The 18576-nt window shown below is 62.6% G+C and carries 21 protein-coding genes; 13 read left to right on the forward strand and 8 right to left on the reverse strand.

Annotated features, from left to right (window positions below; translation table 11 throughout):
* Positions 1–531 precede the first annotated feature (531 nt).
* From KHU30_RS11380 to KHU30_RS11400, 5 genes are all read left to right on the forward strand, one after another.
* The gene (locus KHU30_RS11380; RefSeq protein WP_211442740.1) at positions 532–1146 is read left to right on the forward strand and encodes a TetR/AcrR family transcriptional regulator; all 615 of its coding nucleotides are present in this window, start codon (positions 532–534) and stop codon (positions 1144–1146) included.
* A 385-nt stretch (positions 1147–1531) separates the two neighbouring features.
* A complete protein-coding gene (locus tag KHU30_RS11385; RefSeq protein ID WP_211442741.1) occupies positions 1532–2743 on the forward strand; it encodes a porin in 1212 nt (403 codons plus the stop codon).
* Between the two features lie 84 nt (positions 2744–2827).
* Entirely contained in the window at positions 2828–4246 is a 1419-nt protein-coding gene (locus tag KHU30_RS11390) for a YfcC family protein (RefSeq protein ID WP_211442742.1), read from the forward strand.
* Between the two features lie 29 nt (positions 4247–4275).
* Positions 4276–5124, forward strand: a complete 849-nt coding sequence (locus tag KHU30_RS11395) for an N-formylglutamate amidohydrolase (RefSeq protein WP_211442743.1) — start codon at positions 4276–4278, stop codon at positions 5122–5124.
* A gap of 15 nt (positions 5125–5139) precedes the next feature.
* A complete protein-coding gene (locus tag KHU30_RS11400; protein WP_211442744.1) occupies positions 5140–5901 on the forward strand; it encodes an IclR family transcriptional regulator in 762 nt (253 codons plus the stop codon).
* A gap of 29 nt (positions 5902–5930) precedes the next feature.
* On the opposite strand, the gene KHU30_RS11405 is transcribed toward KHU30_RS11400, so the two are convergent.
* The 3 genes from KHU30_RS11405 to KHU30_RS11415 form a co-directional block, all read right to left on the reverse strand.
* Positions 5931–7028 carry a glycosyl hydrolase family 18 protein gene (locus KHU30_RS11405; RefSeq protein WP_230427324.1) on the reverse strand — a complete coding sequence of 366 codons (1098 nt, stop codon included), beginning with the start codon at positions 7026–7028 and terminating at the stop codon, positions 5931–5933.
* A 226-nt stretch (positions 7029–7254) separates the two neighbouring features.
* The gene (locus KHU30_RS11410) at positions 7255–8115 is read right to left on the reverse strand and encodes a GNAT family N-acetyltransferase (RefSeq protein WP_211442746.1); all 861 of its coding nucleotides are present in this window, start codon (positions 8113–8115) and stop codon (positions 7255–7257) included.
* Between the two features lie 7 nt (positions 8116–8122).
* On the reverse strand, positions 8123–9016 hold the full coding sequence (locus KHU30_RS11415) for a LysR family transcriptional regulator (protein ID WP_211442747.1): 894 nt from the start codon (positions 9014–9016) through the stop codon (positions 8123–8125).
* 98 nt (positions 9017–9114) lie between these two features.
* Here KHU30_RS11415 and KHU30_RS11420 point away from each other — a divergent pair, with 98 nt between their 5' ends.
* The 3 genes from KHU30_RS11420 (at position 9115) to KHU30_RS11430 (ending at position 11293) form a co-directional block, all read left to right on the forward strand.
* Positions 9115–10098: an SDR family NAD(P)-dependent oxidoreductase gene (locus tag KHU30_RS11420; protein ID WP_211442748.1), complete on the forward strand. Its 984-nt coding sequence runs from the start codon at positions 9115–9117 to the stop codon at positions 10096–10098.
* A 159-nt stretch (positions 10099–10257) separates the two neighbouring features.
* Entirely contained in the window at positions 10258–10791 is a 534-nt protein-coding gene (locus KHU30_RS11425; RefSeq protein ID WP_211442749.1) for a hypothetical protein, read from the forward strand.
* Positions 10792–10891: 100 nt separating this feature from the next.
* A complete protein-coding gene (locus tag KHU30_RS11430) occupies positions 10892–11293 on the forward strand; it encodes a hypothetical protein (RefSeq protein WP_211442750.1) in 402 nt (133 codons plus the stop codon).
* 19 nt (positions 11294–11312) lie between these two features.
* Here KHU30_RS11430 and KHU30_RS11435 read toward each other — a convergent pair whose 3' ends face one another.
* Positions 11313–11933: a TetR/AcrR family transcriptional regulator gene (locus tag KHU30_RS11435; RefSeq protein ID WP_211442751.1), complete on the reverse strand. Its 621-nt coding sequence runs from the start codon at positions 11931–11933 to the stop codon at positions 11313–11315.
* Positions 11934–12057: 124 nt separating this feature from the next.
* On the opposite strand from KHU30_RS11435, the gene KHU30_RS11440 reads away from it, so the two are divergent.
* Positions 12058–12717: a Rossmann-fold NAD(P)-binding domain-containing protein gene (locus KHU30_RS11440; RefSeq protein WP_211442752.1), complete on the forward strand. Its 660-nt coding sequence runs from the start codon at positions 12058–12060 to the stop codon at positions 12715–12717.
* Between the two features lie 3 nt (positions 12718–12720).
* Here the strand turns inward: KHU30_RS11440 and KHU30_RS11445 are convergent, their stop codons facing one another.
* Positions 12721–13344: a glutathione S-transferase family protein gene (locus tag KHU30_RS11445; RefSeq protein WP_211442753.1), complete on the reverse strand. Its 624-nt coding sequence runs from the start codon at positions 13342–13344 to the stop codon at positions 12721–12723.
* Positions 13345–13523: 179 nt separating this feature from the next.
* On the opposite strand from KHU30_RS11445, the gene KHU30_RS11450 reads away from it, so the two are divergent.
* Complete coding sequence (locus KHU30_RS11450; protein WP_061935477.1) at positions 13524–13808, forward strand: HU family DNA-binding protein; 285 nt, start codon at positions 13524–13526, stop codon at positions 13806–13808.
* A 231-nt stretch (positions 13809–14039) separates the two neighbouring features.
* Positions 14040–14675: a GTP cyclohydrolase I FolE gene (folE, locus tag KHU30_RS11455; protein ID WP_211442754.1), complete on the forward strand. Its 636-nt coding sequence runs from the start codon at positions 14040–14042 to the stop codon at positions 14673–14675.
* Between the two features lie 85 nt (positions 14676–14760).
* On the opposite strand, the gene KHU30_RS11460 is transcribed toward folE, so the two are convergent.
* Together KHU30_RS11460 and KHU30_RS11465 are read right to left on the reverse strand one after the other, a co-directional pair.
* A complete protein-coding gene (locus KHU30_RS11460) occupies positions 14761–15621 on the reverse strand; it encodes a cysteine hydrolase family protein (RefSeq protein WP_211442755.1) in 861 nt (286 codons plus the stop codon).
* A 43-nt stretch (positions 15622–15664) separates the two neighbouring features.
* On the reverse strand, positions 15665–16144 hold the full coding sequence (locus KHU30_RS11465; RefSeq protein ID WP_211442756.1) for an HAD domain-containing protein: 480 nt from the start codon (positions 16142–16144) through the stop codon (positions 15665–15667).
* Between the two features lie 207 nt (positions 16145–16351).
* On the opposite strand from KHU30_RS11465, the gene KHU30_RS11470 reads away from it, so the two are divergent.
* Together KHU30_RS11470 and KHU30_RS11475 are read left to right on the forward strand one after the other, a co-directional pair.
* Positions 16352–17347, forward strand: coding sequence for an LLM class flavin-dependent oxidoreductase (locus tag KHU30_RS11470; protein ID WP_211442757.1), 996 nt, complete (start codon positions 16352–16354; stop codon positions 17345–17347).
* 6 nt (positions 17348–17353) lie between these two features.
* Positions 17354–18268: a 1-aminocyclopropane-1-carboxylate deaminase/D-cysteine desulfhydrase gene (locus KHU30_RS11475; protein ID WP_211442758.1), complete on the forward strand. Its 915-nt coding sequence runs from the start codon at positions 17354–17356 to the stop codon at positions 18266–18268.
* On the opposite strand, the gene KHU30_RS11480 is transcribed toward KHU30_RS11475, so the two are convergent.
* Positions 18265–18528 carry a hypothetical protein gene (locus tag KHU30_RS11480; protein ID WP_211442759.1) on the reverse strand — a complete coding sequence of 88 codons (264 nt, stop codon included), beginning with the start codon at positions 18526–18528 and terminating at the stop codon, positions 18265–18267. The genes KHU30_RS11475 and KHU30_RS11480 overlap by 4 nt on opposite strands.
* Between the last annotated feature and the right edge of the window lie 48 nt (positions 18529–18576).

The following is an 18576-nucleotide window of genomic DNA, read 5'->3' on the forward strand; positions in this document are numbered from 1 at the left end:
AACGCATGGTCTGACGGGGCGGCAACTTTGCTGGACCGTCGTGCTAGGCTTTGGGATATATATCTATCACTAGGTAGATAACTAGAGGAAATAAAAAGCGCCTGAGATACATGACGCTTCCTGAATCCGCTATTTCATCCCGCAGCCCGGGCACGTTGCCCGATCCAGTCCTGATATTGCCGTAGGAAAAAATCTGGGTCGGATAAGGCTGTAACAACGTGTCTGCAACTACTGTAAGATGGATTCTAGTTATCTACTACTAGGTAGTCAAATGGTATTTGCTTATATAAATAAATCATTACCTGATACGCCACAGAAAATGAAAATCAAGAATTTGTCTACCTTTCAGTAGATAACATATGATATTATCCGAACAAAGCGTCTTTGTGATTTTGATTGTCGCGCAGGCTTGCCGCAGCAGGGATAAAAGACGTAGCATGGCGGGATATTTGCAGCCTGGAACTGCCGCCTGAAATCGTGCATTGTGCGCTCACCATATTGCGCCTCTATCTCTTTATAGGTAACAAGATCATGAAAACCGCCTCCCCTGTACGCGAACAACTGCTGGAGCACACGCTGGTGCTGCTGGGCACGCGCGGCTACAACGGTTTCAGCTATCGCGACCTGGCCGAGCTGGTGGGCGTCAAGACTTCCAGCATCCACTACTATTTTCCGACCAAGGAAGACCTGGCGCTGGCGGCGGTGCAGGCCTATGCCGGCAATATCGGCGACATCATGCGCGGCATGGATGTGAACGGGCCGCTCAAGGAACAGGTCGAAAAATACCTGGCGCTGTGGCGCAAGAATCTCGGCACCAGCCGCGTCTGCCTGTGCGGCATGCTGGCTGCCGAAGCCACCAGCCTGCCGCAAAACGTGCTAACCGCCTTGCAATCTTTCTACAGCATGCACGAAGCCTGGATCACTCAGCGGCTGGAGCGCGCGGTGGCTGAAAAAGGCGTGAAACTGCCGGCCGCGCCGTCGGTTTACGCCATGACCATCCTGGGCGCGCTGCAAAGCGGTTTGATTTCCGCCCGCCTGTTCGGCAAGCCTTGCCGGCTCGATGCGGCATCGGCGATGCTGCGTTCCGCCGTCACTCCGGAAAACGGCAAGCAAGCCGCAACGGAAGCCGACGCCGCGCTTTCCTGAAACGTTGCGCAACGCCGGTCCAGGCGCACTGCTTGAGCCGGCGTTGTTGCTGTTGTTGCTGGATGCCGACAAATTCCCGCCTCCCGTTTGATCTTCGCATGCTGTCCTGTTCCTCCTGACAGCGCCATCTTTCCTGCCGCAACGCCAAGCGTTTCCGGACTTTTTGCACAACAGGGTCCTGTAGAGCGCGCTCAAATTTTCAGCAATTGCGATTGACACGGGAAAATATCGCCTCTACCATTGTTTCATATATCAATACGTTGTTTTATTAGATGAAACAATAGAGCAGCCGGAAGCGGTCATGCATTTTCAGGAAAACGCTGCCTGAAGACGACCGGACAGCCGAAGCTGCCTTTGAATTTTTTTCAACCGGGAGGAGTGAGTCATGAAGAAGTCGTTAATTGCATTATCCGTTCTAGGCAGTTGCAGCTGCGCCGCGCAGGCGCAAACCAATGTCACCGTATACGGCCTGCTGGATTCGGGCATCACCTATGTCAACAAGATCGCCACGCCGACCGCCGCCAATGCGCGCGGCACCGGCAGCCGATTCAGCGTCGATTCCGGCGATCTGCAGCAATCGCGCTTCGGCTTCAAGGGCAGCGAGGACCTGGGCGGCGGCATGAAAGCCCTGTTTCACCTGGAAGGCGGCTTTAGCGTTGATACCGGCGCTTCCGGCCAGGGCGGGCTGACCTTCGGCCGCACCTCGGTGGTGGGCTTGTCCGGCAGTTTCGGCACTGTGCAACTGGGGCGTCGCAAGGATTTCATCGACGAAGTGGCTACTTACTACTCCAGCGTGTACGATTTCGGCGTGTTCATCAACGGCGTGCACGACAACAACCTGGACCGCGTCGGCGGCAATCGCGCCAACAACCAGATCCGCTACGACACCCCCTTGCTCAAGGGCCTGGTGCTGAACGCTACCTACGGTTTCGGCGAAACCGCCGGTTCGACTTCCACCGGCCAGTCGATCGGCCTGGGCGCCAATTACGACAACGGTCCGTTCGGCATCGGCTTCGGCTACTGGCAATCCAAGCTCGGCACCCTGTCCGGCGGCGTCAATACCTCCAGCGACCAGGGCGTGACGCTGGGCGCCGGCTGTACGCCAAGCTACGGCCACCCGGGCGATACCTGCATCAAGACCTGGATGCTGGGCTCCAGCTACAAGACCGGTCCGTGGCGCTTCTTCGGCGCCTGGTCGAAAGTGCTGCAGCCGCTGGCCGTCAATGGCGGCAACGCCGCGCCGCTGGCTGTGAAATTCAGCGGCAGCGCCGGTTCCTCGCCATTCACCGCGGGCGGCTCCAACAACAACAGCACCAATGTCTTCGACCTCGGCGTCAACTACGCCTGGTCGGACAGCCTGCGCCTGGTCGGTAGCGTGCTGCAGTCGCGCTACAGCTTTGTGGGCAGCAGCACCAAGGGCCGCCTGACGCAGGTCAACCTGGGTCTCGACTATAGCTTGTCGAAGCGCACCGATCTGTACAGCTACGTGGCGAACTTGCGCGCCGCCGACATGTACAGTCCGGGCATCACCGGCGGCGCACCCGGCGCCGACAACGCGCAAACCGCCTTCACGGTCGGCCTGCGCCACAAGTTCTAAGGCAGCATAGCGCCGGTACCCGATAAACTGTTCGGGGACCGGCACAGCAACATATCATTCGGGAAATCGGCCGCGGAGACCAGCATGGCAAGCAGCAGCATGGAAAGCGAAAAACAGGACGCGCACGGCAAAAGCCGCATGCTGCATCCGGTGGCGATGATGCTGCTGATCATGCTGGTGGCGGTCGGCCTGACTTATCTCCTGGATTCGGGACAGTTCCAGCGTCAGGCCAGGCTGGTGGTGCCCGGCACCTACCAGCTGATCGCCAAGCAGCGCGACCTGATGTCATTGCTGGCCGCCAGCCCCGCCGCCAGCAATGACCAGCAGGCTTATCCCGCCAGCCTGTTTTCAGCGATGGCGGCGATTCCGGCGGGCCTCGCCAAGAGCGCGCCGCTGATCTTCATGATCATGTTCATCGGCGGCATGTTCGGCGTGCTGCGCAAGAGCGGCGCGCTGGATGCCGGCATCGACCGCCTGCTGGCGCGTACCGGCGGCAATGTCTACCTGCTGACGCCGGTGCTGATGGTGGCGATTGCCGCCGGCAGCACCTTCCTCGGCCTGATCTCGGAATACCTGGTGATCATCCCGATGATGCTGATCCTGGCGGAACGGCTCAGCCTGGGACCGCTGTATGCGACCGCGCTGGTGGCGATCGCGGCCAAGGTCGGCTATCTGGCATCGGTCACCAATCCGCTGGCGCTGGTGATCGCCCAGCCTATCGTGCAAGTGCCGCTGCTGAGCGGCGCCGGCTTGCGGCTGGCGGTGTTCGTGCTGTTCCTGGCGATCGGCATCGCCTACCTTTTGTACTACGTCAAGCGCCAGGGCTACAGCGTGCCGGCCGCGCTCGACCATAGCCAGCGGCTGTCGCTGCCGCATCGCTTCGTGCTGGCAGTCGTGGGCGCCAGCGTGATCGTGCTGGTGGTCGGCACCAGCGTCTGGAAATGGGGCGATATCCAGCTCGGCACCTTCTATATCTTCGAGGGCATCGTTATCGCCATCGCCGCCGGCATGTCGGTGCGCACCGCCTGCGATGCATTTGTAGAGGGCATGAAGGGCATGATGCTGGCGGGTTTGCTGATCGGCCTGGCCAAGGCGGTTGAAATCATCCTGCACGACAGCCTGGTGCTGGACACCGTGATCTTCCACCTGGCCGCCATCGTCGAAGGACGCGGCCGGCTGTTCGCGGCGGAAGGCATGATCCTGGTGCAGATGCTGCTCGACGTGCTGATTCCCTCGACCTCCGGCAAGGCTGCCATCAGCATGCCCATCCTCGGTCCGATCGGCCATTTGTCCGGCGTCAGCGGCCAGAGCGTGGTGCTGGCTTTCCTGTTCGGCAACGGCCTGACCAATATGGTGACGCCGACTTCCGGCATGCTGCTGGCTTACCTGGCGACCGGCAAGGTCGGCTACGGCGCCTGGCTGCGTTTCATCCTGCCGCTGTTCGCCATCTTTACCCTGCTGGCGATGGCCTTCATGGCGTTTGCGGTTTACAGCGGCTATTGAGCCGCGGTTTCATAGAATAAGGCACCATCATGCAAGACACGTTTTTTCTCACCCGGCCGGAGCAAGGCAGGCAGATTCCGCTGATCTTCGATTCGCCGCACAGCAGCCGCTTCTGTCCGCCCGACATGCGCGCCATTGCGCCGGAGGCGGCGCTGATGTCCGGCTGGGACGCCTATGTCGACGAGCTGTGGAGCGGCGCGCCGCAGTCTGGCGCGACACTGCTGGCGGCCGGCGTGCACCGCAGCTACATCGATTTCAACCGCGCCCGCGGCGATATCGACCCGGAACTGCTGGCGCAGCCCTGGCCGCAACCGATCCAGGTGTCGGAAAAAAGCAAGGCCGGGATGGGGCTGATCCGCCGCTACGCCCTGCCCGGCGTGCCCATGTACGCGCGCAAGCTGAGCGTGGCCGAAGTGCAGCAGCGCATTGAACATTATTACGATCCCTACCATGCGCAACTGAAGCAACTGATCGATAGCGCCCATGCCCGTTTCGGCCAGGTCTGGCATATCGATTGCCATTCGATGAAATCGGTCGGCAACGCCATGAATATCGACAACGGCGCGCGCCGTCCGGACTTTGTGCTGGGCGATCGCGACGGCAGCGCCGCCGATCCGGCCTTCACGCAATGGGTGGCGCAGCAACTGCAGGCGCTGGGCTATGCAGTCAAGATCAACGATCCCTATCGCGGCGCCGAACTGGTGCGCGCCTATAGCGATCCGCAACGTGGCCGCCACAGCATGCAGATAGAAATCAACCGCGCCCTGTACATGAACGAGCAAAGCCTGGAGCGCAGCGCCGGCTTTGCCACACTGCAGGAACACCTCACCCAACTTGCCGGAGCGATGTCGAGGTATATTAGCGACAAATTAATCTGATCAGAAGCAGGAAGCATGGCCGACTATACCGTTGCCGCAGTAGATGAAGCATTGGCGCTGCTGTTGCTGGTGGCGCAAAGCCCGGGACTCGGGGTGACCGAGCTGTCGGTCCGCTCCGGCAACACCAAGGCGCGCACCTTCCGGCTGCTCTACACGCTGGAACAGCGCGGGCTGCTGCATCGCGAAGGCGATACGCCGACTTATCACCTGGGCTACAAGGCGCTGTATCTGGGCGTCGCCGCCCAGGAGCAGGTCAGCCTGGTGCGGGTGGCGCGCAGCCATCTGCGCGATATCGGCGGCATCTGCAATGAAAACGTCCAGGTGCGGGTGCGCGACGGCCTGGAAATGGTGTGCGTGGCGCGCTGGGAATCGACCCAGGCGATCCGCGTGCATACCGATGTCGGCAATCGCCGCCCGCTATACGCCGGCGCCTCCGGCAAGGTGCTGCTGGCGCACGCGCCGCAGCCGGTGCAGGAAGCGGTGCTGGCAAGTGCGCTGACCCGTTTCACCGACAACACCATCGTCGACCGCCAGGCGCTGGAAAAAGAATTGCAGCAAGTGCTGGCGCAAGGCTACGCGGTGTCTTTCGCCGAACGCTCCAGCGGCGCGGTGGCGATCGCCGCACCAATCATGGACGCCGACGGCGCGGTGATCGCTTCGCTCAGCATCGCCGGCCCGGCCAGCCGCATCACCGCCGACAACCTGCAAGGCTTCATCGACCTGGTGGTGCAGCGCGCGCGCGACCTGTCGCTGGGCCTGGGATACGCTTACCGCTGAAGCAGCGCGGCAAGCGCTCCTGCCACCGCTTAGTTCTGCAGGCCGGCGTTGAAGGCCTTCCAGAAACTGCTGTCTTCCATGCCGAGCGCATACATCGAAGTGCCGCCCAGGCCGTAGGCGTTCACCAGGCCGGTTTTCAGCTTGATGCTGGCGGCGTTCTCGCTCCACACAGTATGCGTGCCGCTGCCGTCCGTGGCGGTGTAGTTGAACACCAGCGAGTCGGTCTTGGCGTCGTAGCGCGGCGTGGCGCCGTACTGCTTGATCAGCGCCGCGGTCTGGCGCCAGAACAGCTGGCTGCCGTCGCCCTTCTCCGGCCAGTCGTTGCCGTAGGCCGGGATGCCGTTCAGGATCTTCGCCGGCGCAGTCTTGCTGACGGCATAGTCGAGCGCATCTTCCATCCAGCCGGAACCGGCCACCGGACCCGGCGACCATATCGGAATGGTTTCATCGTAGGTCATGATCTGGATGAAATCGACCGCCTGTCCCAGCGCCTGCAGGTCGAATGCCTTGTTGTAGTCATCGTTTTCATCGCTTGCCGAGAAGGCCGGCACGCTGATGATCAGCTTCAGGCCGTTGGCATGCAGCGCCGCGCCCAGGTCGGCGGCGAAACCGCTGAGGTTCGCGCGGTCTTGCGGCGCCACGTTTTCAAAATCGATATTGATGCCGGCCAGCCCCTTGGTTTGCGCCAGCGCCACCAGGTTGGCGATCGCCGCTGCCCGGTTGGCGGAGGTGACATCGTGCGCAATCGACGGACTCCAGTCGTCAGCCATGTTGGAGATGCAGCCGTAGGCCGGGATCTTCTTGGCGGCCAGGAAGGCGAGCGCCTTGGCCAGCGCAGGATCGTCGTTTTCCGGGATCTCGCCGCTGCTGGCGATGTTCCAGAAATCGACCGAGACGGTATTGAAGTTCTGGTAATTTTTGGTGAGATCGCTGTAGTTGTTCGGATAGTCCGAGTAATAGGCCAGCACCATTTTTCCCGGTGGGATTTGCGGCGCGGCCTTGGCTGCCGCCTGCGCTGCCGCGGCCGGCGCGGTAGCGTTGCTGCCGTTGTCGCCGCCGCCGCATGCTGCCAGCAGCGCGCCTGTCAGCAGCGAAGCCAGTGAAGAAGCGAGTAATTTCCTGTTCAAGGATAGATGCATGAGTTTCCCAGTGAGCTAGCAAATAGTTTCCGTACGGATATATATTTTAAATGATAGCGCTAACTGCCTGGAAGCGAAATCCTGCTCAACCTTCAATAAAAACAGGCCATTGACTCAAGCCGACGCCCGATTATCAACATCCTCGCGCGCGGCCGGCTGCCATTGCCGCAGCCCTCTTGAGCCTGGTCGCCGCCGGCTGCACTGCGAGACGGACCTACCAGCCCAGTTCGTAGACGCTCCAGCGCGGCGCATATTCGCTGAAGCCGAGTTTCTGATGCAGCCGCATGGAAGCGCCATTGCTGGCGGCGACCAGGGCCCGCATCTCCGTCTCGTTCTGTGACTGCAGCTGCGCCGCCGCCAGCCGATACAGTGTTTCGGCGAGACCTCTGCCGCGCCAGGCCAGGCGCACGCCGACACCTTCGACGCTGCAACCGTCAATCAATGCAAAGGCTTGATATGCGCCGTCCGCATCCGCCAATACCAGGCTGGCGCGCGGATTGGCCGCCAGCCATTCTTCGCGCAAGGCAGCCTGCTCAGGAATCGGTGAGTTCGGCACGCCGGCAAATGTTTCGGCATAACAGGCGTGCAGCTTGCCCCAGTCGATGGCGTCGCCGGCGACCGCATGCAAGCCTGGCGGCAAGCCGGCCGGGACAGCCAGCGGCAAGGCGCGGGAAAAATTGGCAAATTCGAACAAGGCGCTGAAACCGGCCCGGCGCAAGCCTTCGCGCTTGGCATCTTCGCCGGCGCGCACGCTGACGCGCAGGCGTTGCGCGCCGGCGGCGCGTACTTCTTCGCTGACGATCTCGATCAATGCCGTGGCGGCCTCGGCATCGGCCGCGATCAGCGGTGAAGCATAGGCGCAGCCGTCGGCGGCGATGCCGAGCGTGACCCAGCCCACGCATCCTGCCACCTGTTCTGCGCGCCAGATCATGACCGCGTTCCGGCCATGCGCGCGGGCCGGGCTCTGCAAGTCATGGGCCAGCGTATGCACCAAGTGCGGCGCCAGCTGCCGGTTCCACAGATCTTGCAGCATGGGCAGGGCGTCGGGCAGTAAAGGAGTGATGTGCAGTGTCATGGCGGACTCAGACGGCTTGTGCAATATAGCTGGAAACGCCGGCCGCCAGCGCGTCGAAGGCAGTGCGGCAGCGCTCGCTGGAGCGCAGGTCTTCGTGCATCACGATCCAGGTTTCCAGCTCGCTCTTGACGGCGCCGGCCAGCACCGGCTGCAAATCGGGATTGTGGCGGGCCAGCGGCGTCTGGCACATGCCGATGCCGTAGCCGGCGCGGATCGCCGCCAGCTGCGCCAGCTGGTTGTCGGTGCACAGCGAGAACATCTCGCGCGAGAGCTGCAGGCCGCGCTGTCGCATGGCGCGGATGTAGCTGGTTTCCTGGTCGAAGCCGATCAGCGCATGCCGCTTGAGTTCCGCCACGCTGGCCGGCATGCCGGCCTGGTCCAGGTAGCGGCGGTGCGCAAACAATCCCAGTGGAATCGCGCCGACCTTGCGTGCGATCAGTGCGCCCTGGCTCGGCTGCACCATGCGCACCGCGATGTCGGCGTCGCGCTGCAGCAGGTCCTGGGTGCGATTGGACAGCACCAGTTCAATGCTGATGTCGGGACGGGCCTCGCGCAAGGCGGTCAGGATAGGCGGCAAGACTTCGGCGCCGACCACGTCCGACGCCGTGATGCGCACCGTGCCGCGCTGGCTGGCGGCAGTCGAGGCGCGCCGCAGCGCATTGGCGGTGACGCGCAGGTTGTCGGCGAAGGGCCGCAAGGCCAGGGCGGTGTCGGTCGGCGCCAGCCCGGTTTGCGAGCGGGTGAACAGCTTGACGCCCAGCGCCTGCTCCAGCGCTTCGATCTGGCGGCCGATGGTAGGCTGGGTCAGGCCCAGGCTGCGGGCGCCGCCGGACAGCGAGCCCTCTTCCAGCACGGCCAGGAAAGCACGGTACAGATCCCATCCGGGTTCTTGGATAGTCATACAAATATGTATAGCTGCTATGTCGAGATCGCCAATTTTAAACTAATCGCGCCGCTGTTACGCTGGACTCCTGTTTTCTTTATCCAAGGAGATTCACCATGCAACAGCCTACATCACACACATCGCGGAAAATTGCCCTGGTCCTGGGCGCCACCGGCGGCATCGGCAACGCCATGGCGCACAAGCTGCTGCAGCGCGGCTGGCAGGTGCGCGCCCTGCACCGGCGCGCTGCACAGATGGCCGCCGCGGACAGCAGCGGCATCGGCTGGCACCAGGGCGACGCCATGCAGCGGGTGGACGTGATCGCCGCCGCCGAGGGCGCCGCCATCATCGTCCATGCCGTCAATCCGCCCGGTTACCGCAACTGGGGCGAGCTGGTGCTGCCGATGATAGAAAACAGCATTGCCGCCGCCCGCGCCTGCGGCGCGCGCATCATCCTGCCCGGCACCGTCTACAACTACGGCGCCGACGCTTTCCCTGAGCTGAGCGAGACGTCGCCGCAAAATCCGTTCACGCGCAAGGGCGCGATACGGGTCCAGATGGAAGGCCGGCTGCGTAGCGCGGCGCAAAGCGGCGTGCGCTCGCTGGTGGTGCGCGCCGGCGATTTCTTCGGACCGCACCTGGCCAATTCCTGGTTTGCGCAAGGCATGCTCAAGCCTGGCCGCCCGGTGACGGCGGTCACCTACCCCGGCAAGCGCGGCATCGGCCACCAATGGGCTTACCTGCCGGACGTGGCCGAGACCATGATGCAGCTGATCGAGCGCGAAGACGCCCTGGCCGCTTTCGATACTTTCCACATGAACGGCCACTGGGATGCCGACGGCACCGAAATGGTGGCCGCCATCGCCCGCGCCGCCGGGCAGGCGGATCTGAAGGTGAGGAGTTTCCCCTGGTGGCTGCTGCCGGCGCTGGCGCCCTTCGTGCCGCTCATGCGCGAGCTGCGCGAGGTCGCCTACCTGTGGCGCCAGCCCTTGCGCATGGACAACCGCCGCCTGCTCAAGGTGCTGGGCACCGAGCCGCATACCGGCTGGGATCAGGCGGTGCACAGCACGCTGGCAGGCATGGCTTGCATCAAAAAATGATCCACAAGCAACTTTATATTTTGCTGTAATTGATGCCCGGGAATTCATGTCGGGGGATAATGCGTCTTGAACTTGATTCACAAACGGCGGCAGCCGCCGGCGCGCATTTCTGCGGAAGCGCCAGGCGGCTGCGGCCATCAATATTGGAAGCAACGCATTTTGAACACGACAAGAACCAAGCGCTGGACCGGCAAGATGGATTCCCTGACAACTGATTATCTGAAAGATGTCATGGGCAAGATGGAAGTGTACGGCGACCGCGTACAGTTTGGACTGACCAGCCCGGGCCCGCGCCCGTATTATCAGCTCACCAACAGCTCCGACAAGAAGATGGCCTTCGACGGCAACAACCATCTGCTGCATCCGAAGGAAGACGAATTCGTCGGCGTCAACAGCACGCCGGTCTTCTCGCTGGAGCAGATCAAGGCCGCCATCGCCGCCGGCGGCTTCCGCTCCACCAGCAGCAGCTCCCGCGGTTCCAGCGGCGCCACCCGCAGCAGCAGCCCGCGCGCCGGTTCGTCGGCGATGAAAGCCAAGGACCTGATCGACGCCGCACGCTATGAATATTTCAGAAGCAACCGCCAGGCCATGCCAGACGGCATAGGCGAGCATTCGGCGGAAATCACCGAACTGATGCTCAAAGGCAGCTCAGCCGCGGACGCCTTCAACGAAGTCATCAAGCGTCATTTCTGATGCCCCTGCCGCCGCCCGGCAGCGCGCCGGGCCGCAGCATCGGTCAGCCCCGGCCGGGCTGGCATAATGGCCGGATCGCCATTCCTTAAAGGAAGCAGACATGATCCGGGTAATCTTCTTCACCATTGCCGCAGCCGTCACAATCGCCACGCCGCCGGACCGGGCCAACTGTGCGGTTGCCGATGCGTTGATCGGCCAGTACGGCATCTCCTTCTCCGGTTTCACTCAATCCCTGCCCCGCGTCGCCCTGCCGGCGGAACAGCAAAGCCGCCCGCAGGCACTGCTGACGCTGGACCTGCCCAACCGGAACGGCCAGGTGCGCGACGGCTTTTCCCACACAGCGCTGATTAACAAAGAGCAGAAGCGCGTCTGGATTCTGCGCACCGGCGGCTTTGCCGGGGTCTACCAATGGTATGGTCCGGTGGCGTTGCCGGATGCGGATTTTGCCGGCTGCAAGACCGAGCCGGGTGGCATGCCGCAGCCGTCCGGCCGTGCCGGCTAAAGCAGGATTCCAGCGGATTTCAACGTTCGGCGGGAAGCTGGTAATAGGCCAGAAACATATCCACCGCCGAATCGACTACCTGCTGCTGCATCTTGGCGTCCAGCGGCGGCTGGCCCAAGGTGATCTGCGGCCAGAACGCAAAGGTTTTCAACAGGCTCTGCAGTTGATGCGCGGCGAACGCCGGATCCACGATTTTCAGCCGGCCGTCGGCCTGGGCCGCGACGATCCAGGTGTTGACGCCTTCTTCCCGCTGGCCCATCCTGGCCACCATGTCCTGGGTTCGTTCCGGCGAATGGATGGCGGCGGCGATGGCGACCCGCGCCAGATCGAGGAAATTGCTGTCGTTGAGCATGCGCATCTTCGATTGCAGCAGTTCGCGCAGCTGCCCCCGCAGGGGTTTTCCGGGGCGATAGCTGAGCGCGCTTTGCTCCTCGCTGGTCTGCCACAGCCGGGTCAGGATTTCCGCGAACAATTCCTCTTTGCCGGGGAAATGGTTGTAGACCGTGCGTTTGGAGACTTCGGCGCGGGCGGCGATCTTGTCCATGCTGGTGGTTTCGAAGCCGTTGCTGCGGAACTCTGCGATGGCTGCCTGGACGATGGCCTCGCGCTTGCGGTCGGTGAGGCGTTGGACTGTGGTCATGTTGTATCTCGGGATGACGGATAGCTGAATTTTACACCACCCAGTTTACTTTTTGAAAAATAGGCACTACGCTGCGTAGTGTATTTATTTGCCGGACATGCGGCGTTCAAGATCGGGATAAGCAATGAAAGTCATACTGTTTGGCGCCAGCGGCATGGTCGGACAAGGCGTGCTGCGCGAGTGCCTGCTGGACGATGGCGTCGATAAGATACTGGCGGTCGGCCGCGCGCCGCTGGCAGCGACGCACGACAAGCTGAGCCAGATCGTGCTGCCCGATATCAGCCGGCTGGCCGAGCACGCCGGCGCCTTGCAGGATATCGACGCCTGCTTCTTTTGCCTCGGGGTGTCGGCGGCCGGCATGACGGAAGCGCGCTACAGCGAACTGACTTACGACCTCACGCTGGCTGCCGCCAGCGCCGTGGCGGCAGCCAGTCCGCGCATGACCCTGACTTACGTATCCGGCGCCGGCACCGATTCCAGCAAGCGCGGCGGCAGCATGTGGGCGCGCGTCAAGGGCCGCACCGAAAACGCTCTGCTGCGCCTGCCGGTCAAGGCCGCCTTCATGTTCCGTCCGGGCGTCATCCAGCCGCTGCACGGGGTGGTGTCCAAAACCCGTTCCTACCGCCTGTTCTATCTGCTGGCCGGGCCGCTGCTGCCATTGATGAAGCGCCTCTTCCCCAAACACATCACCAGCACCGAGCAGATCGGCCGCGCCATGATCAAGCTGGCGCGCCAGGGCGGCCCCAAACAGGTGCTGGAAAGCGCCGACATCAACGCCCTGTAGATCTCAAGGCAGGCCGTTGCGGCCGTGTCGCAGGAAGCCGGGGCGCTGGCTGAGCCGTTCAAAATAGGCGCTCACGGCCGGATACGCGGCATGCTGTATGGGCGTCATCAGCCAGCGGTTGACCGACAGGCCGAGCGGCACGTCGGCCAGCGTGAAGCTGTCGCCCAATACGTAGGCGCCGGTGGCCGCCAGCCGGCGCTCCAGGATACCGATATGGCGCGACCAGCTGGCCAGCGAGGCAGCCAGCGCGGCGGCATCGTTGTAGTCGGGATTTTTCCGGACCAGCGCCACAAACGCGTAGCGCCAGGAATTGTTCAGTTCGGTCGCCTGCCAGTCCATCCATTGCTCCGCCAGCGCCCGTTCGCGCGGCGCCGCAGGCAGCAGCCGGCCGTCGCCATAGGCCGCGGCCAGGTAGCGGATGATGGCGTTGGATTCCCACAAAACGAAATCGCCGTCACGGATCACCGGCACCATGGCGTTCGGATTCAGCGCCAGGAAATCGGGCGTATCGGTGGCGCGAAAGCCGCTGCCCCAGTCTTCCCGTTCGAACGGTAGGCCCAGCTCATCGCAGGTCCAGAGCACTTTGCGGACGTTGATGGACGACGCTTTTCCCAGAATTTTCAGCATGAGGACTCTCTTTTTTTATCGTAGAAGCGGCTTTTTATGCTACAGATATGCACCGCTGCACGCGGAATTTTAAAAGCAATTTGTCTGAAACCCGCGATTGCGGTAGTCTACATCGCCGATTCCAAGCAAATACGGTGCTAGAATTTGCAACTCACCACTTTTTTTGAGGATTTAACGAAATGAACAAAACCGAATTGATCGACGCCATTGCTACCGACTGCGAAATCTCGAAGGCCGCTGCACAGCGCGCGTTGGAGTCCGTCGTGGACAATGTGATCAAGGCTGTTACTAAAGGCAGTACTGTTCAATTGATTGGATTTGGTTCGTTCTCTTCCGGTAAGCGTGCCGCTCGCGTCGGTCGCAACCCACGTACCGGCGAAGCAATCAAGATCGCTGCAGCCAAGACTGTGAAATTCACAGCTGGTAAAGCATTCAAAGATGCTGTGAACAAGAAGAAGAAATAAGGTAACAATCGTCATTCAGCGCGACTGAGTGCCAGCCCCTTGAAGCGATTCGAGGGGTTTTTTTTCGTCCCTTCTTTTTTTCATGGATAGAAAAATCCTGGCCGCCTCCATCGCCGCCGCTGCCGCGCGGCGCTTCGGGCGCCATCATTTTCATGAACTAAATTGCAAGTAAATTTGTCTATCAAATACGTGCCTGGAATTTCCACGCATTCAACCAGGGAAGGAAGCAGCATGTCCACGTCAGACCATTGCGATCATCATTTTTCACCTGAGTGCGGACAGGCCGGCATCCGCCGCGTACGTCCGTTCGATGCGGCGGCGTTCGAGCAGGCGGTGGCCGCCATGCTGGAGGCCAGCGGCATCGAAATCGATCCGGTGCATACCGGCAGGACTGCGCAGCGGGTGGGAGAACTTTGGCAAAGACGCCTGCTGGACGGCTACGATATCGATCCGGCGGAAGCGCTGGGCGCCGGCTTTGAAGATGCGCGCCGCGACATGGTGGTGATCCGCAATATCGCGGTGCATGGCGTATGCCCGCACCATCTGCTGCCGTTCCGCGGCGTGGCGCATGTCGCCTATCTTCCGGGCGGGCGCTTGCACGGTTTCGGCCGGATCGCGCGCATGATCGACGCCATCGGCCATCGCTACACCTATCAGGAATGGATGACGAACGACATCGCCAACCTGCTGGTCACGCACGGCGCGGCGCAAGGCGCGGCTTGCCTGATCGAGGCCGAGCAGCTCTGCTTGCTGATGGGTGAAAACCGGCGCGGCGACGAACGCGTTGTGACCCAATGCTACGCCGGCGAGTTCGAACGCAATGCCCAGGCCCGCACCGAGTTCCTGCACGCTGTCGGACGCCGATGATCAATTGCGGGCAGGCCGCCGTCGTTCACGCACGGATATGGGCTGGACGGGACTGAGCGCTTGCGAATAGCCCCGGCCGGGCGTTTCAGCCGTTCGCGTTTTGCAACAGCTCCGCCAGCACCTCGGCCGCCCGCGCATTGCGCGCCCCACGCGCCGTCATGGCTGCGACAAATTCCCGGTACTGCTGTTCGAAGCCGCTCACCGGACTCATGCAATCGCTCACCAGCACCAGTTTCGCCATATGCTGCGGACCGAAATGATCGGCGATGTGTTCGGTGGTGGCTTTCACGCAATGGCTGCCGGCTTCGCCGGTGATATAGATGCGGTCCGCCGCGGCCAGGCTGTCGAGGAAGGCCTGGTTGGATTGTGTCAGCAGGTCGTCCGGATCCGGCACTTCGGCCTGCACCGCGGAATAGTGCTCGGTCCACGGATTGCTGCCCTTGCAGATCTTGCCGACGCTGCGCAAGGTGCGTTCTTCCCAGCGGTTGTAGGCGCGCCGCACATCGGCGTGGACGTTGTGCCCCCATGAGCCGATCTCGCAATGGACCGGCCATATCATCAGCCGGTAGCGCCCTGCTGCTTCCAGCTGATCCAGATAGTGCAAGACCCGCGGCAAGGCGCCGGCCAGGCGCGGCAGGTAGCTGCCGCCGCGTACTTCTGCCGCCGCAATCTGGGTGAACGGTGCGACTTCGCCGCCGCCGGCTGTCATCCAGAAGCCGGGATGGGCGATATCGAGCCGGTGATGCGAGTCGAGCGTGATGCTGATGGCGCTGAGGCCGGCGCCGCCCTGCTCGATCAGGCCGGCCACGCGCAGCATGTCGGCGTGGGCGCCCGGTACCGGCAGCGCCGGCGTCGCCGCAGTGCGGCTGTCCGGCAGATAGCCGGGAGGGAGGTCGCAAAAATCGTTTTGCGGATCGATGATCAACATGTGCAGATGACGGCGCATCGGTCGCTCCTGTACTACCTGTCTGGTGTCGAGTTTTTCCGGCTTACAGCGCGGCCAGCATTTTCTTCAATGCGTCCTGTGTGGCCGGATCGCTCAGGCCCAGGTTGCCCTTGGTTTCCAGCAGATGATCGCGGCAGGCCGCCGGCCAGCCGAAGGCATCGTCGTCCAGCGCCAGCCAGCTGGTCGGCTTGCGCCGTTCGACATCGCGCCAGACCTGCATGCCGCGCGGCATGGTGTCGAACTCCGCCGGCGTCAGCTTGGGGTGATGAAAGGTCGAGCCGATCACGCGTTCGCGCAGGCCTGCCGTCAGTTCCTGCCGGGTGTCGTCGAATCCCAGCGCCCGGATCCAGCTGGTGGAGAGGACGATCTTGATCTCGGGATAAGGCGCCAGCAATTCTTCCAGGATCGGCATCCACTCAAAGAATGCGCGGTCGGGGGTGGCGATATAGAGGCCGCGCTTGCGGTTGCGGATTACCTTGGCGTCGTGCAGCACGCCGTTGTAGTCCAGATAGAGAATTTTCATGGTGCGTTGCTTATCAAGGTTGAATCGGCTCCCTGCCTGGACAGGAATGCCGCTATTAGACCGGCAAGTTTACTCCAAGTGGATCGCCATGGTCCCGCAAATCGGCTGCATCGGGCGCGGCGCCATCAAAACAGCGCGCCGCCAGCAGGCTTAAAGCACTGCGGCTATACTCGAAAACCGCACCGATAGCTGAACAAGGAAGTCGCCGTGATACCAATTTCAATTCTGGACCTGGTCCGCATCCGGGAAGGCAGCGATGCCCGCGCCGCGCTCGATAATGCGCGCGACCTGGCCTTGCATGCCGAGGGCTGGAACTACCGCCGCTTCTGGATGGCGGAGCATCACAATATGCGCGGCATCGCCAGCGCCGCCACCGCTGTTGCCATCGGCCACGTGGCCGCCGGCACCAGCACGATCCGGGTCGGCGCCGGCGGCGTCATGCTGCCGAACCACTCGCCGCTGGTGATCGCCGAACAGTTCGGCACGCTGGCCTCGCTGTTCCCCGGACGTATCGATCTGGGCCTGGGACGTGCGCCCGGCTCCGACCAGGCCACCACGCGCGCGCTGCGGCGCGACCCGGCCAGCGCCGAATCGTTTCCGCAAGATGTGCTGGAGCTGCAAGCCTTCCTGGCGCCGGCCGAGGCAGGCCAGCGCATCGTCGCGGTGCCGGGTCATGGCACCAATGTGCCGCTGTGGATACTGGGTTCGAGCACCTTCGGCGCCCGCCTGGCAGCCGAGTTGGGCCTGCCTTATGCCTTCGCCTCGCACTTCGCCCCGGATTCGCTGGAGATGGCGCTGCAGATGTACCGCGCGCAGTTCAAGCCGTCGCGCCAGCAAGCCCGGCCGCATGCCATGGCCGGCGTCAACATCATCGCCGCCGACAGCGATGCCGAGGCGCGGCGCCTGGCCACTACCCAGCAGATGTCCTTCACCGACATGCACCGCGGCGTGCGCGGCCTCAGCAAGCCGCCTATCGACGATATCGAAAGCTACTGGTCGCCGCTGGAAAAGGCCCAGGCTTCGCACATGCTGGCGCATTCGATCATCGGCTCGCCCGAGACCGTGCGCGCCGGCATCGAGCGCTTCCTGCTGCTCACCGGCGCCGATGAACTGATGATCGTTTCCGACGTCTTCGAGCACAAGGCGCGCCTGCATTCGTACGAACTGATCGCCGAAATTGCGCGCGGCATCGAGCCGCTCTGAGCTTCCGTGCTGTTTGCTGCGCCGCCTTCTCCCTGCCAGCTGATCGACAGCACGGCTTTCCTCGGCCGCGGCATCTGGGTCAAGCGCGACGACCTGCTGCATGCCGAGGTCTCCGGCAATAAATTTCGCAAGCTGAAATATCCTTTGCTGGCGCTGCAGGGCCGGCATCCGACCCTGGTCACCATGGGCGGCCCGTGGTCGAATCATTTGCATGCATTGGCGCATGCCGCCGCCCTCGGCGGCTGGCCAAGCATAGGACTGGTGCGCGGCGCCGCCGAGATGAGCAGCGCGACGCTGGACGATTGCCGCCGCCTGGGCATGCAGATCCGCTTCGTGTCGCGCATGGACTATCGCCAGTTGCGCGAAGATGGGCAAGCCTGGCGCCGTCATGTCAGCTCGGCGGACGACAGCCATGTCTGGCTGCCGGAAGGCGGCAGCGCGCCGGCGGCATTGCGCGGCGTGGCGGAGCTGGTGGACGAAATCGAGCAGCAGCTGCAATTCATTCCTGAAGTGATCATGGTCGCCTGCGGCACCGGCGCCACCCTGGCCGGGATCCTGGCGGGCCTGCGCGGCCGCGGCCGGGTGATCGGCGTCGCTGTCCTGAAAGACGCCGCTTATCTGCGCCAGGAAGTTGCGCGCCTGTTGCAGCAGGCCGGCTATCCCGATTACCAGAACTACCAGCTGGTCACCGACGCCCATCACGGCGGCTATGGCAAGGCGCCGCCGGAACTGCGCCAGTTCTGCCGCGATTTTTCGCAAGAACTGGGTTTGCCGGTCGAGCCGGTCTACACCGGAAAATTATTCCATGCACTCCGCAAGCTGCAGCAAGCGCATGCATTCCGCGAGGATGAGCGCGTGCTCGCCGTGCATACCGGCGGCATGCAGGGAGCGCGCGGCTTCATCGATCAAGCGCAAGATTAATACTCGCGCGTCCGGCGGCTGTCCTGGCGCGGCTGTGCGCCATCCAGATAACCGATATCGCGCAGGACATGATCGCTCAGGTCTTGCAGGGTGATCAGCGGCCTGGCGGGCTGAGCCTCCAGCCGTTGCTGCAAGCGGCCGACGGCCAGCCGCAGGGTTTGCAGGATGCCGTCCGCGGCACCTTGCGAGCGCGCCGATACGACGAGGGACGAACCAGTTGATGCTGTAACAGTTTGGCAAGATGTCGATGTGTAGTTCATGGCGGGCTCACAGGTGAGTTGAAGGGAGTTTTAAAATAATTTCTTAAA

It is taken from the genome of Collimonas humicola (assembly GCF_018304945.1).
GTDB lineage: Bacteria > Pseudomonadota > Gammaproteobacteria > Burkholderiales > Burkholderiaceae_D > Collimonas > Collimonas humicola.

Coding starts and splice junctions, on each gene's coding strand:
- KHU30_RS11380 (WP_211442740.1), top strand. CDS start 532: ATGAAAACCGCCTCCCCTGTACGCGAACAACTGCTGGAGCACACGCTG.
- KHU30_RS11385 (WP_211442741.1), top strand. CDS start 1,532: ATGAAGAAGTCGTTAATTGCATTATCCGTTCTAGGCAGTTGCAGCTGC.
- KHU30_RS11390 (WP_211442742.1), top strand. CDS start 2,828: ATGGCAAGCAGCAGCATGGAAAGCGAAAAACAGGACGCGCACGGCAAA.
- KHU30_RS11395 (WP_211442743.1), top strand. CDS start 4,276: ATGCAAGACACGTTTTTTCTCACCCGGCCGGAGCAAGGCAGGCAGATT.
- KHU30_RS11400 (WP_211442744.1), top strand. CDS start 5,140: ATGGCCGACTATACCGTTGCCGCAGTAGATGAAGCATTGGCGCTGCTG.
- KHU30_RS11410 (WP_211442746.1), bottom strand. CDS start 8,115: ATGACACTGCACATCACTCCTTTACTGCCCGACGCCCTGCCCATGCTG.
- KHU30_RS11415 (WP_211442747.1), bottom strand. CDS start 9,016: ATGACTATCCAAGAACCCGGATGGGATCTGTACCGTGCTTTCCTGGCC.
- KHU30_RS11420 (WP_211442748.1), top strand. CDS start 9,115: ATGCAACAGCCTACATCACACACATCGCGGAAAATTGCCCTGGTCCTG.
- KHU30_RS11430 (WP_211442750.1), top strand. CDS start 10,892: ATGATCCGGGTAATCTTCTTCACCATTGCCGCAGCCGTCACAATCGCC.
- KHU30_RS11435 (WP_211442751.1), bottom strand. CDS start 11,933: ATGACCACAGTCCAACGCCTCACCGACCGCAAGCGCGAGGCCATCGTC.
- KHU30_RS11440 (WP_211442752.1), top strand. CDS start 12,058: ATGAAAGTCATACTGTTTGGCGCCAGCGGCATGGTCGGACAAGGCGTG.
- KHU30_RS11445 (WP_211442753.1), bottom strand. CDS start 13,344: ATGCTGAAAATTCTGGGAAAAGCGTCGTCCATCAACGTCCGCAAAGTG.
- KHU30_RS11450 (WP_061935477.1), top strand. CDS start 13,524: ATGAACAAAACCGAATTGATCGACGCCATTGCTACCGACTGCGAAATC.
- folE (WP_211442754.1), top strand. CDS start 14,040: ATGTCCACGTCAGACCATTGCGATCATCATTTTTCACCTGAGTGCGGA.
- KHU30_RS11460 (WP_211442755.1), bottom strand. CDS start 15,621: ATGCGCCGTCATCTGCACATGTTGATCATCGATCCGCAAAACGATTTT.
- KHU30_RS11465 (WP_211442756.1), bottom strand. CDS start 16,144: ATGAAAATTCTCTATCTGGACTACAACGGCGTGCTGCACGACGCCAAG.
- KHU30_RS11480 (WP_211442759.1), bottom strand. CDS start 18,528: ATGAACTACACATCGACATCTTGCCAAACTGTTACAGCATCAACTGGT.